This is a genomic window from Bradyrhizobium erythrophlei (assembly GCF_900142985.1).
GTDB lineage: Bacteria > Pseudomonadota > Alphaproteobacteria > Rhizobiales > Xanthobacteraceae > Bradyrhizobium > Bradyrhizobium erythrophlei_B.
This window is the reverse complement of record NZ_LT670849.1, coordinates 7,299,279-7,313,677: the sequence shown is the minus strand read 5'-3', so window position 1 is coordinate 7,313,677 and position 14,399 is coordinate 7,299,279. Positions and strand designations below refer to the sequence as shown.

Genomic DNA, 14,399 nt, shown 5'->3' with positions numbered 1-14,399 from the left:
CTATTTGCCGGTCGCCCTTGATCCCGGTCAAGAAGACCTTTGTCGCAAAGCGAGGCGGGGCTTTGCCCAGGATCATACCGCGTCGGCAATGTCGTCCGCGAGGCCTCACGGAGCCTACTTAATTCGACGTCGTAGCAATGGTCCGCAAACCGAGCGTGAACATGAAGCCGTGGCCAAGGATCGGTGGCGAAGTCGTTGTCGCATAGGAATACGAGGTGATGTAGTTGGCGGCAAGCACGAAGCAGTCGTCGACATAACCCGCGCCGACGACGTATTGGTTGATCTGGTTGGCAACCAGATCCCAACGGGCAGCGCCCGTCGCGACCCAGTTGGTTGCCAGCTTGACCGAGCCGGAGACCAGAACGCCCTCGCGGCGCGTCAGATAACCGATATCGGGTTGTGCGGCGTAATCGCCGTAGAGAACGCTGACCGACCAGCGGTCGAAGTTGGCCTTGGCTTCAGCCTCAAAGCGCTCCACTTCACCGGTCGCCTGATCAAAGCGCGCGCGCGTTGCGATCGTGTAGGTTCGGTTGGGCGAATAGCTCAGGCTCGCGACATAATCGGATTTCGGAGTCTGCAGGCCCGAATCAACTCCGGTATTGGTGACGTCCTGCACCGCGTAGGAGTTCAGCCCGAACAACTGGTAGGACTGTCCGAACACGGCGGTAACAGTGCCGCCGCGGTCAAACTGCGTGGTCGCCTGCACGCCGGCATTGGCGCGTCCGCCGCCTTCGACCCGGTCATAGCCTGAGAATTTGTCGACACTGAACAGGTTCGAGGTGTCGAACGTCATGCTCTGCGAGTCTTCGTTGGGTAACTTGCCTGCGTAGGTCTCGTTCGGGCGGATAATAACCTGGGCAATCGGCTCGATGGTGGTGGAGCCCCATGGCTGAACGTTGATGAAGGGGTAGCGGTACTCAAGCCCGATGGTAGGCATCACGCGTAGCGCCTGCGTGTCGCCGGTGGGCAGGAAGCTCGAGACACCAGGCTGATTCGAAATGTCGGCGTTGATGGCGTCGGCGCGAAGGCTCGCGAATGGCGTCCAGATTTCACCAGCCGAGTCGGTAAACGAGCGCCGCCAGTCAACTTCGCCCGAGAAGCGAGTGTAGGTCCCCGGCATGCCCCGAAGCAGACAGTTCTGGCGGGTGATGCTCTGCGCCGTATCGGCAGTCGCGTTCAGGCACGCCCCGGCGGCGGCCGCCGCCGGGTTGATGGCGTCGAACACCCCGCTGTCGCGCGTCAGGTTGACGAAGTTCGTCTTGTAACTGACCTCGCCGCCTAACACCGGGTGGTTGATCACGTTCGCATAGTCGATCACGGGCCAGACGACAGGAACCTGCGACTGATTGCCCGAAAGGCTGAGGTAGTAGATCGTTCGTGCGTCGAAGTAGCTGCGGTTGCCGATGCCGGTCAGGTAAAGCTGCGAGGGTGCTTCTGTCGGCAGCGCGAGGAACGAATTGAACTGGTCCCTGTAGGCCGAAAGCCGATAATCCGACAGCACCATGTAGTCGGTCAGCGCGATGCCTTCCCAACCCCAGACCCACTTGTCGTTCAGCGCGAACTCACCCTTGGTCTCGATGCCGCCGCGGAACTGGCGATCGCCGGCCTGACCGGCGAAGGCGCCCTGATCGAGCTGATCGATTCCGTAGGCGCGGATTTGATAGGCGCCATCCATCAGGCGCTGACGGAATTCACCTTGAAGCAACACGCCCTGGTCGGTCGTGAAGCGCGGCGTGAAGGTGGCGTCGTAGTCCGGCGCAATCGCCCAGTAGTAGGGAGTCTCGATGCCGAATCCGTAGGTCGAATTCGTCGAGTAAGCGGGCATCAGGAAGCCGCTCTTGCGCTTCACGGTCGGATCGGGCGTCGAGAAATACGGCAGATACGCCATCGGAACGCCGAAGAACTCGAGCTGCGCGTTCTCGAAGTAGAGCATCTTGTCGATCTGGTCGTGGATGATGCGCATCCCCTTGACCTGCCACAGAGGCGGCTTCCTCGGATCGTCCTTACACGGCGCGCACGCGGTATAGACGCCGTTTTCGAAAACCGTGTAGTTGCCGCTGGAGCGGTCGGCGCGGGTCGCAGCCATGTGTGTGGCATCGGCAGTATCGACGTGGAGCGAATCCACGAAACCGTCGCGGTAGTCGTCGCTCAGGTCGAGGACATTGGCATAGGTGATCTTGCCATCCACATCGGTCATGCGGATGTTGCCCTCGGCGTGCAGCCGCTTGGTCTTCTGATCGTAGATGACCTTGTCGGCCTCGACGCTCGTGCCGTTGTAGAACAGCTGCACGTTGCCGACCGCCGAAACGCGCGAGTTATTGTAGTCGTAATCCACCTCGTTGGCCTGAACGAGCATCTGCCCGTCATTGGCCGGACGCTGCGTCACGGGTTTGGGCGGCCGCGGATTGTAGGTGAAGCCCTGCGCGGATGCGGTGGAGGAGGTGGCGAGGCCCAGGAGGCCCGACAACAGCAGGCCGAACGCGATTGCGGCGAGACGTGCGCCATTACGGCGTACGGCAGCACCCTGCCGCAACGCAAACAGCCGTTTATGGAGGGCGGCAACCACAGCCACTACCCGTCCTCCAGGTACAACAAGGCCAAAAAGCCGGTGAGGCCGCCAACGCATACGGGCAGCCACGCCGAAGCGATCGGATGCATCAACTCAGCCTTGCTCAAGTCCTCGGTTACTTTGGATAAAACGTAGAGCAGAAAGCCCGCGCCCACGCCACTCAAAACCATCTTCTGGACACCGCCGAAACGGAAGAAACGCAGGCTTACACTGGCAGCGAGCATAACCATGGCGGCCAGCAAAAAAGGCTGTGCGATCAGCTTGTGGTACTGCAAGCGGTAGCCCGCCGTGGCGAATCCGGAGCTCTCGGAAGAGCGGATGTAGCCCGGCAGTTGCCAAAAGGACACAGTTTCAGGGGTCGAAAAGCTGTTCCGGACCTGGGCCGCCGTCAGACTAGTCGCCAGCGTGAAGGTGTCCTGATCGACCGGGGGGCCGTTCAGCGTGTATCGGCGGACCGATTTGAACAACCACTGCCCTTCCTCGAGGGTGGCCTGCTGGGCCTCGATTCGTTCCTTGAACTGATCGTTGTTATCGAAGCGGAACACCGTCAAACCCGTCAGCCGCGCGCCTTGCTGCTCGCTGCGCGCGGCGTTGATGATGGCCTGTCCGTCGCTGTTGATCTGGTTGATCCAGAATCCGGCGGCGTCTTGCACGCCGCCACCGGGCGCGTTGCCGAACAGTTCGGCTTCCATTCGTTTGGAGAGTTCGCGCAGGTTGGCCGACATCGGGTTGTAGGCAGTGGTCGCAAGCAAGCCGAGGATGATCGCGCTCGCCAACGCCGGCGCGATGAATTGCCAGGCCGAAACCCCCGCAGCCCGCGCCACCACAAGCTCGAGCCGGCGGGACAGGGCTAGATAGCAGGTCATGGCGCCGATCAGGATGCAGAACGGCATCATCTTTTCGAGCAGTTGCGGCACCCGGAACAGCGAGGTTTCCGCGACCGCGATCGCGGAGACGTCGGTGAGGCCCGAGGTTTTCCGTACCATCTCGATGTAGTCGACGAGCACGAGCAGCACGAAGATGGCGGCAAAGACACCGAGCGCCGCCACCACGAAGCGGCCGGCGAAGTAACGCCCGAGTGTGTTGGTGACCATGCTCATGCGGCGGCCGGACGTCCGAAGAGCCGCAGGATTCGCTCGTTCGACCGGTTGATCGCTTCGATCAATCCCGCCGGCGGTTCGATGACAACGCCGCCGATGATGATCCAGAAGCTGATGCCGATGGCGCCCGCGAGCATCAGGTACTGAATGACGGCGGCAAGCGGCGATTTCACCGTCAGAACCGAGCAGGCGAAGCCGGCCATGCGCAATCCGAACACCGCAAGGATCGCGCCCCCCATCGAAAAGTTTCGGCTCTGACGCGTCGTGCGCGGTGCGCCGAGAAAGGCAAAGGTGAGCGCGGCAAACGCAAACGGATAGATCGGCGACATGAAGCGATCATGCAGTTCGGCGCGGAATTGTCCCTGTAGTTGCTGATAGGTCTGATCCGATTCTTCGGGGGCGAGCAATTCCCAGAGATACCGCTCGCGAATGCCGAGCGTGACGTCGTGGCCTTTGTTGAATTTCGACATGTCGAAGCCGTAGCGGCCGAACGCGACCAGCGCCGGGTCGCGCTTGCCGGCCTCGAAACGTTCGAGATTTCCATCTTCGAGAATCAAAAATGAGCCGCCTTCGTTTTTCACGACGGTGCCGTGGTCGGCGACGATGCTGACGCGCTCTTTCGGATCGCGGCGGTCATCGATGAAAATGCCCTTGAGCAGGCCACCCGGCTGCCGTTCGCGGATTCGGATGGTCAAATTCTGATCGAGCTGGGCGAAGCGGCCGGGCTGCAGGACGTTGGTCAGCACGTCGGCGGTGATCTCGGCGTCCCATTGCTTGATTCGGCGCAGGCCATCCGGAGCGAGATAAGCGGCGATAAAGGCAACCAGCGCCGCGACGACGCAGGTGGCGTAGAGGAAAGGACGGAACAGGCGGATCGGGGAGAGTCCGGCCGCGTTCATCACGATGATTTCCGAATCGGTCGCGAGCTTGTTCAGCGTGTGCGAGATCGAGATCATCAGGGCGATCGGGGAGATGATCAGCACCAGCGCCGGAATCACGAGGCTGGTGATGCCGAGGAAGGTCAGGATGGTCTGGCCCTGGCTGGTCATCAGGTCGATGCCGCGCAACGCCTGCGTAATCCAGATCACGCCGGTGAGGCTGACCAGGACCAGCGCAAACGACGCAAGCGTCGTGCGGAAGATATACCTGTCGATCGACCCCATCGTTATCGCACGATCCCACCTTGGCGCGCCCAGAAAGCGGTTTCCGACCAACCCCTGAAGGGGGTCCCCTTGGCCGGTCCGCCGTTGTTCAGGCAGGCACTATTCTCTCACTACCATCCCTTTGATCCATCAACAAAATGGCTGAGCCGTGGCGGGCTTGAGATATGGTTAATAATTTGCCCTATGTGGCGTGGCCGCCACGGTATTTAGGTGGATTCGGGCAGCACGTGAGGGCGCTTCGATCATGCCCGAAAAGTCAATCCCGGGCCGAATTAAAATCCTGCAATTTTAGGTGGTCTCAAGACCGCATGGTGCGCCGGAGCAGTGGCGGATGGGCGGACGAAGTCAGAATCAGAGGGCACAATCAGGCCGCGCCAAGTCTGACCTGCGCTTCACGTGCGGTGGAGGGGACTCAAATGGGTACGCTAGTGGAGCGGATTTGACATTCGCTGCCTTATTGGCCGCACACTCGACAAGCGAATGTCAAATCCGAAACTCCACTAGAAGCTTATACTTGCGAGTGGTCCTGCGATTCTAACATTCGCAAATGTGCCTGCTGAGACGGGATGCGAAGGTTAGAATCGGCCCACTCGTGCTTGGCAGCGCGGCGTCTCGCGGGCCATAGTGGGTAGATGCACGCTCTTGACGGATGTGTGAGGCAGCCGGGAAGAGAATTTCGCTGGCGGGCGGGCCGCCTGTCACCAGCGACAGCCCCGATTTCTGGAGGATTATCTTATGACCGACGCCGTCAAGGTCGGCTTTGTCTCGTTTTCTGGCGCTCCGAGCGGAATTCTGACGGTTTTTTGCGACGATGCGCTCGAGTTTGGCCCCTCAACCCGAAAGGTGCTGGGGAGCGCGGCCAACTTGATCAAGCAAGCCGCGGAAACCAATCGATTCAAAGGCAAAAACGGCTCTGTTCTTGATATTCTGGCCCCGCAAGGCCTCAAGTCGAAGCGTCTGGTCGTGGTCGGCGTCGGCAAGCCCTCCGAGCTCAAGGGCCAGGATTTTCTCAAACTCGGCGGCATCATTGCCGGCAAACTGAAGCCGGGCCGCGAAGGCGTCGGCGTCCTCGCCGAACTGCCCAAAGGCGCCATGACCGCCGAACAGGCCGCCGCGGTCGCCTCGGGCATTCGGCTGCGCGCCTATACCTTCGATCGTTACAAGACGAAGAAAAAGGACGGCGAGGAGACGAAGTTGCGGGCCGATGTGTCGATCGCCGTCGGCGACGTTGCCGCCGCGCGAAAGGCTTTTGCTCCGGGCGCGCACGTCGTCGATGGCGTCATCACGGCCCGCGACCTCGTCAACGAGCCGCCGAACGTGCTGTTTCCGGTCGAATTCGCGCGCCGTGCCGGTCAGTTGCGCAAGCTTGGCGTTGCCGTCGACGTTCTCGACGTCAACGCCATGAAAAAGCTCGGGATGGGCGCGCTGCTTGGCGTGGCGCAGGGCTCCTCACAACCCGGTCGCACCGTGATCATGCGCTGGAATGGTGGCAAGCGCGGCGATCAACCGGTGGCCTTCATCGGCAAGGGCGTCTGCTTCGACACCGGCGGCATTTCGATCAAGCCGGCCGGCAGTATGGAAGACATGAAGGGCGACATGGGCGGCGCTGCCTGTGTCGTCGGACTGATGCAGGCCCTGGCAGCGCGCAAGGCCAAGGCCAATGTGATCGGTGCGATCGGCCTCGTCGAAAACATGCCGGATGGCAATGCCCAGCGTCCCGGCGATATCGTGACGTCGATGTCCGGCCAGACCATCGAAATCATCAACACCGATGCCGAGGGCCGATTGGTGCTCGCGGACGTGCTTTGGTACGTCGCCAAGAAGTTCAAGCCGAAATTCATGGTCGATCTCGCCACGCTGACGGGCGCCATCATGGTGGCGCTTGGCACCGAATATGCCGGCCTGTTCTCCAACAATGACGAACTGGCCGAGCGTCTCATCGACGTGGGACGCGAAACCGGCGAGCGGGTCTGGCGCATGCCGCTCGGTCCCGAATACGACAAGCAGATCGATTCGCAATTCGCGGACATGAAGAATACGGGCACGCGCAACGGCGGCTCGATTACCGCGGCGCAATTCCTGCAGCGCTTCGTTGACGGCACACCCTGGGCTCACCTCGACATCGCGGGCACCGCAATGGGTGCACCGAAGACCGAAATCAACCAGAGCTGGGGTTCCGGGTTTGGCGTTCGGCTGCTCGACCGGCTGGTCGCGGAGCACTACGAAGCGAAGCGATGACGGAAGTTCTGTTCTATCATCTGCAGGACGTGTCACTGGAAAACGTGCTGCCGCCGCTGCTCGAGAAATCCCTTGAGCGCGGCTGGCGCGTGGTCGTGCAGTCGACATCGGAAGAACGCACCGAGGCACTGGACGCCCATCTGTGGACCTATCGCGAAGACTCGTTTCTGCCTCACGCGACCTGGCGCGCCACCGACGTTGAGGACCACCCGGTCATCCTCGTTGTCGAAGACGGCAATCCGAATCGGGCCAATGTGAGATTTCTGGTCGACAATGCGCCTTTGCCGGCAAACACGGAGATCTACGACCGCGTAGTTTTACTGTTCAATGGCGAGGATGCGGACGCGCTTGCCGCAGCGCGGCAGGCCTGGACCGACTGCAAGGCGCGGGGATTCGACGTAACCTATTGGCAAGCCGATGAACGCGGCCGTTGGCAAAAGCGCGATTAACAGTTCCACGATTAATGATAATCTATGGTTTTCAACCGTGGCCCTGTATAAGGCCATGGTCATGCCGCAAAGTGATGGTCGGACAATCGCTTAGAGCGAGGGGTGAGATCTAGTTCGTCGTGCGCAACCAATACCTTCATCGAAAACCATTGCTGGCGCTCTTGCTGCTCGCTCCTGTGCTGTCGGGTTGCGGTGCGACCGCTTCCGATATTTTCTCGTCCGACCTGATGTCGAAGGACGCTGAATGGTTTTCGCGCAGCGGCCGCCTCTTCATCAAGAATGTCTCGATCGAGACGCCGCCGCTCACGCCGGATAAGCCGGTCACCGCTGAAGACCTCGTCAGTTCGGACGGCGGCTGCCCGGGCATGGCGGCCGCCAATATGCCGACGAATGCCAACGCCTTGTCAGACGGTGCGCCGGCACCCGCACCTGCGGGCGGCGGTACGGTAGCGCTCGGCCATACGGAGTGTGACGTTGTGCGCGGGATCGGCGCGCCCACGAATGTGAATATCTCGAATAACGAACGTGGCGAACGCCTCACGGTGATCAACTTCTCGCAGGGCGCGCGCGCCGGCATCTATACGTTCACCGCTGGGCGGTTGAGCGCGGTCGAGCGTGGGGCAGAGCCGCTGGCAGAGCCGAAAGCCGCCAAGCCGAAGAAGAAAAAGCCGGCGCAGGCGCCGACCTGATCGCGCTAGTGCCGCCTATTTAAAGTCCCTGCACCACAAGCGGCGAACTCGATTCGGGAACTTCAAATAGAAAAGCGGCACTAGAAATCATGAGTTTGCTAGTGCCCATTACTTTCCGAAGTTCGTGAAAGGTGGGTGCTGAGACGTAATACGAACTTCGGAAAGTGGGCACTTGATCCCGCTACGCCTGTCGGGCGGTTTCATCCAATTCCGAACTCGCCGCGAGCCATTCTTCCTCGACCCTTGACAGGGCCTCACCAGCGCTGGCGCGGGCCTTGCCGAGTTGGGCGGCCTGCTTTGGATCGCGTGTGAACAGATCGGGCAGAGCAAGCGCCGCATCGATCTTTTCGATAATGCCGTTGATCCTCGCCATTTCCGTTTCGGCTTCTGAAATTCGCTGCTTCACCGGAATGCGCTTTTCCTTCGGCCGGCGTGAATTGGCATCGGCCTGAGCGCCGCGTTCCGGCTCGCGTTCACGCGGCGCGACCCTGGCACCGCGCGTCGACAGAACTGTCCGCCGGTAGTCGTCGAGATCGCCGTCATAGTTCGTGACAGCGCGATCGGCGACGACCCATAGCTGGTCAGCGCAGGCCTCGATCAGGTAGCGATCATGGGAAACCATGATGACGGCGCCGGGAAAATCGTTGATGGCTTCGGCAAGAGCTGCGCGGCTGTCGATGTCGAGGTGGTTGGTCGGTTCGTCCAGAATGATCATGTTCGGGCCGAAGAACGTCGCAAGCCCCAACAGCAGCCGGGCCTTCTCGCCGCCCGAGAGATTCTTCACCAGCGTATCCCCGGCCTTGCCGGAGAAACCGATCGCGCCGGTACGGCCGCGCACCTTGCTCTCGGGAGCATCCGGCATCAGCCGGCGGATATGATCGTAGGGCGAAGCGTCGACGTTGAGCTCGTCGACCTGATGCTGGGCGAAGTACCCGACTGAAAGTTTGTCAGCCCGGGTCACCTTTCCGGAGAACGGCGAAAGCCTGCGGGCCAGCAGTTTGACCAGCGTCGATTTTCCGTTGCCGTTGGCCCCCAACAGCGCGATGCGATCGTCGGTGTCGACCCGTAGTGTCACGCGACTGAGGACCGGCTGTTTCGGATCGTAGCCCACCGAGACTTCATCGACGGCGACGATCGGCGGTGACAGCATTTTTTCCGGCTGCGGAAAGCTGATCTCGTGAACGTCTTGCGTGACGAGCGCGGTCACCGGCTTCATTCGCTCCAGCATCTTGACGCGGGATTGTGCCTGGCGGGCTTTCGAGGCCTTGGCCTTGAAGCGATCGACAAAGGCTTGCAGGCGCTTGCGTTCATCGGCCTGCCGCCTGGCGTGTTTGGCATCGAGCATTTCGCGCGTGGCGCGCTGTTCCTCGAAGGAGGAATAGCTGCCTTTGTAGAGCGTGAGCTTGCCGCGATCGAGATGGAGGATCTGATCGACCGACGTATCGAGCAGATCGCGATCGTGGCTGATGACGATGACAGTGCGCGGATAGTTGGCGAGATGGTCCTCGAGCCACAGCGTTCCCTCGAGGTCGAGATAGTTTGTCGGCTCGTCGAGCAGCAACAGGTCGGGCGCGGCAAACAACGTCGCCGCCAGCGCCACGCGCATCCGCCAGCCGCCGGAAAATTCCGAGCATGGCCGGTTCTGATCGTCAGCGGAAAAGCCGAGACCGCTCAGAATCGCAGCCGCACGCGCCGGCGCCGAATGCGCCTCGATATCGACGAGCCGGGTTTGAATTTCGGCAATGCGGGTAGGATCGCTCGCGACTTCCGCCTCGTGCAGCAATGCCTCGCGCTCGCGATCGGCTTTCAGGACGACTTCAATCAGCCGGTCCGGTCCGTCTGGCGCTTCCTGCGCGAGGCTGCCGATTCTCCAGCGCGGCGGGACAGCGATGGTGCCGGTTTCGGTCGGCAGGTCGCCGCGGATCGCGTGAAACAGCGTCGACTTGCCGACGCCGTTGCGGCCGACGAAGCCGACGCGTGAGCCGGGTACAATTTGTACCGAACAGCGGTCGATCAAAAGACGCCCCGCGATCCGGAGCGAAATGTCGGTCAGGGAAAGCATGCGGGCTTTTCACCGCAGCCGTTCCAAAACGCAACCTGTATATTGATCCCGCAGCCTGGAAAAATCACCAGGGCAGGCCGCGTATCATCCCGATGCGACTAGTGGGGTGGATTTGACATTCGCTGCCGGCCCGGCCGCGGGTTCGTCCAGCGAATGTCAAATCCTAAACTCCACTAGTGCTTAATATTTGCTCGTGGTCCTTTGATTCTAACATTCGCAAGAGCGCCGGCTGCGAAGGGATGCAAATGTTAGAATCGGACCACTAGCGGCCATCGACCTCGTCGCGTCTTCGCAATTCGTCGATGAGATGCTGCAAACGAGACGAATGGTTCGTCGGGTCTGGACGAAGAATCTGCTGGAAGCGCTCGCCGATGGCATCGCGGATCGATCGGTTGGACTTGTGATCGAGCGGTTCAATGTGATCTGCGGTTAGACTTTTCATGACCAGTTCCGTGCCCTGACGATTGTTGGGTCAGGCGACGGCATACCAAGTCGCTGAACTGAAATTTGTTTCCGCCAGGTTGTGGGTTCCGGAAGGTTTTGGCAAATTTCCGATTAAAATTGAAGCTCCCGCCGGGAACAATCGAAGGCCCCGACCACTAGTGCGGCGAATTTGAAGTTCCTATCAGTGTCACGGCAAGTTCGAGACAGGAACTTCAAATTCAAAGCCGCACTAGAAACAACAAGTTGCTAGAGCTCCTTTGATTCCGAAGTTCGCATCAGAGATCGCCGCGGTCGTTCTCGAACTTCGGAATCGGAGCTCTAGATCGGGGCCTCCGAATGCGTCAAGTCTAGTAGCAGCGATTGATCAGGCGCCAGCGGGGCCCAAATGGGGTCGGGACCAGCCGCCGCACATAGCAGCCGCCGTATCCGTCGTAGTAGCCGGGGCCGTAATAGACGGGACCGCCGACAAAGAAGCGCGGGCCGCCCCAGCCATGGTGCCAGCCGCCATGCCATCCACCGTGCCAACCCCACGCCGAGGCGGAGGTGGGGGCGAGCGCCGCTGCGCTCAGTGACACCGCGGCAATCAAGCCAAGCGAAAGTTTGCGAAACATCGTCGTCTCCTCAAGGCTCAGGCGCTAGATGCGCCATCGGTTCGGACGATGACAAACCTAGGCCCGCACGCCTGAACGGAAGCGGCACGACCGTTTCAGACAGGGTTCATTTTGGTGAAATCGTCGTAATCCTTAATGCCCGCCGTTACCTGTTCGGCCCATTTTCGGGGCATCGCGTCGCTTGCCGTGCACGAGCCACCCCGATATAAGCCCGCAAACTTCCATCGGCGCTTCTCAAGGGTAAAAATCATGGCGATCGAACGCACCTTCTCCATCATCAAGCCGGACGCAACGGCCCGCAATCTGACCGGCGCCGTCAACGCGCTGATCGAGAAAGCCGGCCTTCGTATCGTCGGCCAGAAGCGCATCCGCATGACGCGCGAACAGGCCGAGACCTTCTATGCCGTCCACAAGGCGCGTCCGTTCTTCGGCGAACTCGTAGAGTTCATGACTTCGGGTCCGGTGGTCGTTCAGGTGCTTGAGGGCGAAAACGCCGTTCTCAAATACCGCGAAATCATGGGCGCGACCGACCCGTCGAAGGCAGCCGATGGCACCATCCGCAAGGTTCATGCGAAATCGATTGGCGAGAACTCGGTGCACGGTTCGGATGCCCAGGAAACCGCGGCGATCGAGATCGCCCAGTTCTTTTCCGGCAACGAAATTGTCGGCTGATTGGCGCGCTGTCTGAAGGGTAACCGGGGACGCAGCGGCCCGCGGTTTAAGGGGGGCAGGCTGTGAGTTCGCTGTTGCTGGCGATCGATCCCGCCAATATCGGCGCGTTCTTCGCGCAAATTCAAACCGATATGCACACGACCGCATTCTGGATCGCGGTCGGCAAGATCATCTGGATCAACGTTCTGTTGTCCGGCGACAACGCGCTCGTCATCGCCATGGCCTGTCGAGGCCTGCACGGCCGCCATCGGCTGTGGGGCATGATCATCGGCGCCGGCATTGCGGTGGTGCTGCTGATTGCCTTCACCGGCATCGTCGCCACGCTGATGGCGCTGCCTTATCTGAAGCTCGCCGGCGGCCTCGCGCTGCTCGTGATCGCGGCGAAACTGCTGGTGCCGGAAGACGAGAATAACGAGGTCGCCGCCGGCGCCACGCTCTGGCAGGCGATCCGCATCGTCGTCATCGCCGACATCATCATGAGCCTCGACAACGTGATTGCGGTCGCGGCCGCCGCCAACGGACAGCTGTCGCTCCTGATCCTGGGGCTCGCGATCAGCATTCCCATGATCATCGCGGGCGCGGCGCTCATCATGATGGTGCTCGATCGCTTCCCTGTTCTGATATGGCTGGGCGCGGTTCTGCTCGGCTGGATCGCAGGCGACGTCATCGAAACCGATCCGGCCGTGCAGCCGTGGCTGCACCACCTGCTGGACGGCACGATCTCCCTGCATCTCGACGCGAAATCGCTCGCCTTCGGCGTGACGCCGCAGTTCAACCTGGAGGGTGAACTCGACGAATATCTGGCGTCGGTTCTCGGCGCGATCCTCGTATTGGTGATCGGGTCGATTTGGCGGAGCCGAAGGCTGCGGCAGCTCGAGGAACCAGCCGACGCTTAACTAGCGCCTCACGATCGATCCGGTGCGGCCCGCAAGCCGTGCGAGCTGCTTGAAGCGGCTGCCGACGCGGTCGGCAACGAGATCGACAAGCTTGTGCTCGAACACCAGCGTCAGCTTGCGGCCGTTGCTGCGGAAATGCGTCGCCGGCAATACGCCGGGCCGCGCCGCCGATATCAGGTGGGCGACGCGAAGCGCGGCCCCCAGCATACGCGCGCGCTCGAGCATCGCGGGCGGTATCAATTCCCGCATGGCCAGCGGCGGCTCGTTCTCCTCGCTCAGGCCCGCATATCGATAGAACACCGACAGCGCCACAAAGGCGCGGCCCTGATGGCTGATCGAGCCGAAATTGCCGTTGGTGATGAGGTTGAGCGTTTCCTCGCCGCGGTGATCCGGATGTACCCGCCATCCGATATCCGACAACAGGCACGCGGCGTGACGCAGGCGACGGTCTTCATCCGTCTCGCGCAGCTTCACGACCCGCACAAAGCGATCGGTCCATTCACTCAATTCCAGGGCGTGGCGCGCCGATCGCGACAGCAGTTCGTTGAGCGTCTGGGCGGCGCACAGAAAACCGTCTTTGGCGCGCTCGCTCTCGGGAAGCATTTCGTAGAGCAGCCCTTCGCGCACGCCGAAAGTCGAGAACACGATGGTTTTCGGCCGCACGACCCGGATGATGTATTCGAGCACGAGCGCAGCGTAAGCAAGCAACGGTCGCCGGGCATCGGCGATCGCTTCGATATTGGCCAGTGTGTTGGTTGCGACCAGACGGCGAAGCCGTTGCACGAAGTCGAGCGCATCCGGGGCCGGAATCGAATAGCCGTGCATCACGCCGAGCGGATACTCGCTCTGAATGATGTGGATGCGCGCCAGGGCGCGCCACGTGCCGCCGACCGCATAGAACGTGCGGCCGCGCCCGTTCTTGATCTGCGCGACATCGGTAAGCGCGGCCTTGACGATGCGTTCGGCGCGCTTCAGCGACTTGTGCGACAGATCCTGCAGCGCCAGGCTTCCAAGCGGCAGCGTCAGTCCGCCGCGGACGCGGTTGCCACGAACATCGATCAGTTCCAGCGAACCGCCACCGAGGTCGCCGACGATACCGTCGGGCCGGTGCACGCCCGAGACCACGCCGAGCGCCGATAATTTCGCCTCGCGCGGGCCCGAGAGGATTTCGATTTGCGTTCCGCAAATGCGTTCGGCCTTGGTGATGAAATCGGGACCATTGCTGGCGTCGCGGCAGGCCGCAGTCGCGATCGCGTGGACGCGGCGAACCTGCATCACCTTGCAGAGCGCGCGAAAACGCCTGAGGGCGGTGAGGGCCTTGGTGACAGCGTCGGGCGCGAGCAGGCCTGTTGATTGCACCTCGCGGCCGAGGCCGCACAGCGCCTTCTCGTTGAAGATCGTGATCAGGCTGCGGGCCATCGCCTCGTAGACGACGAGACGTACCGAGTTCGAGCCGATATCGATGACTGCGACGCTTGAGGCGCGCTTGCGCGCTCGCTTCACAGC

At 61.4% G+C, this 14,399-nt stretch carries 12 protein-coding genes; 5 read left to right on the top strand and 7 right to left on the bottom strand.

The features are described 5' to 3' along the window. Positions 1-118: 118 nt before the first annotated feature. Genes BUA38_RS35160 through lptF form a run of 3 tightly spaced genes read right to left on the bottom strand, consistent with a single transcriptional unit; the run spans position 119 to position 4,832 of the window. The gene (locus BUA38_RS35160) at positions 119-2,626 is read right to left on the bottom strand and encodes an LPS-assembly protein LptD (RefSeq protein ID WP_083587892.1); all 2,508 of its coding nucleotides are present in this window, start codon (positions 2,624-2,626) and stop codon (positions 119-121) included. Beyond that, on the bottom strand, positions 2,572-3,669 hold the full coding sequence (lptG, locus tag BUA38_RS35155) for an LPS export ABC transporter permease LptG (RefSeq protein WP_072825338.1): 1,098 nt from the start codon (positions 3,667-3,669) through the stop codon (positions 2,572-2,574). Before lptG ends, BUA38_RS35160 begins: the two co-directional genes overlap by 55 nt. Then, a complete protein-coding gene (gene lptF / locus BUA38_RS35150) occupies positions 3,666-4,832 on the bottom strand; it encodes an LPS export ABC transporter permease LptF (protein ID WP_072825337.1) in 1,167 nt (388 codons plus the stop codon). Before lptF ends, lptG begins: the two co-directional genes overlap by 4 nt. A gap of 735 nt (positions 4,833-5,567) precedes the next feature. On the opposite strand from lptF, the gene BUA38_RS35145 reads away from it, so the two are divergent. The 3 genes from BUA38_RS35145 to BUA38_RS35135 all read left to right on the top strand — a co-directional run bounded on the left by BUA38_RS35145 (position 5,568) and on the right by BUA38_RS35135 (position 8,208). Continuing rightward, on the top strand, positions 5,568-7,070 hold the full coding sequence (locus BUA38_RS35145; protein ID WP_072825336.1) for a leucyl aminopeptidase: 1,503 nt from the start codon (positions 5,568-5,570) through the stop codon (positions 7,068-7,070). After that, the gene (locus BUA38_RS35140; RefSeq protein WP_072825335.1) at positions 7,067-7,519 is read left to right on the top strand and encodes a DNA polymerase III subunit chi; all 453 of its coding nucleotides are present in this window, start codon (positions 7,067-7,069) and stop codon (positions 7,517-7,519) included. Before BUA38_RS35145 ends, BUA38_RS35140 begins: the two co-directional genes overlap by 4 nt. 152 nt (positions 7,520-7,671) lie before the next feature. Beyond that, positions 7,672-8,208: a hypothetical protein gene (locus BUA38_RS35135; RefSeq protein WP_156899026.1), complete on the top strand. Its 537-nt coding sequence runs from the start codon at positions 7,672-7,674 to the stop codon at positions 8,206-8,208. Between the two features lie 181 nt (positions 8,209-8,389). On the opposite strand, the gene BUA38_RS35130 is transcribed toward BUA38_RS35135, so the two are convergent. The 3 genes from BUA38_RS35130 to BUA38_RS35120 form a co-directional block, all read right to left on the bottom strand. Continuing rightward, the gene (locus BUA38_RS35130) at positions 8,390-10,270 is read right to left on the bottom strand and encodes an ABC-F family ATP-binding cassette domain-containing protein (protein ID WP_072825334.1); all 1,881 of its coding nucleotides are present in this window, start codon (positions 10,268-10,270) and stop codon (positions 8,390-8,392) included. A 262-nt stretch (positions 10,271-10,532) separates the two neighbouring features. Next, positions 10,533-10,712 (bottom strand): hypothetical protein, encoded by a 180-nt coding sequence (locus tag BUA38_RS35125; protein ID WP_072825333.1) that lies wholly within the window; start codon positions 10,710-10,712, stop codon positions 10,533-10,535. A 349-nt stretch (positions 10,713-11,061) separates the two neighbouring features. After that, the gene (locus tag BUA38_RS35120) at positions 11,062-11,325 is read right to left on the bottom strand and encodes a sulfur globule protein precursor (RefSeq protein WP_072825332.1); all 264 of its coding nucleotides are present in this window, start codon (positions 11,323-11,325) and stop codon (positions 11,062-11,064) included. Between the two features lie 249 nt (positions 11,326-11,574). Here BUA38_RS35120 and ndk point away from each other — a divergent pair, with 249 nt between their 5' ends. Beyond that, positions 11,575-11,997: a nucleoside-diphosphate kinase gene (gene ndk / locus BUA38_RS35115; RefSeq protein ID WP_072825331.1), complete on the top strand. Its 423-nt coding sequence runs from the start codon at positions 11,575-11,577 to the stop codon at positions 11,995-11,997. Between the two features lie 62 nt (positions 11,998-12,059). Then, positions 12,060-12,893 (top strand): YjbE family putative metal transport protein, encoded by an 834-nt coding sequence (locus BUA38_RS35110; RefSeq protein WP_072825330.1) that lies wholly within the window; start codon positions 12,060-12,062, stop codon positions 12,891-12,893. On the opposite strand, the gene ppx is transcribed toward BUA38_RS35110, so the two are convergent. Continuing rightward, positions 12,894-14,396, bottom strand: a complete 1,503-nt coding sequence (ppx, locus tag BUA38_RS35105; RefSeq protein ID WP_072825329.1) for an exopolyphosphatase — start codon at positions 14,394-14,396, stop codon at positions 12,894-12,896. Positions 14,397-14,399: the final 3 nt, after the last annotated feature.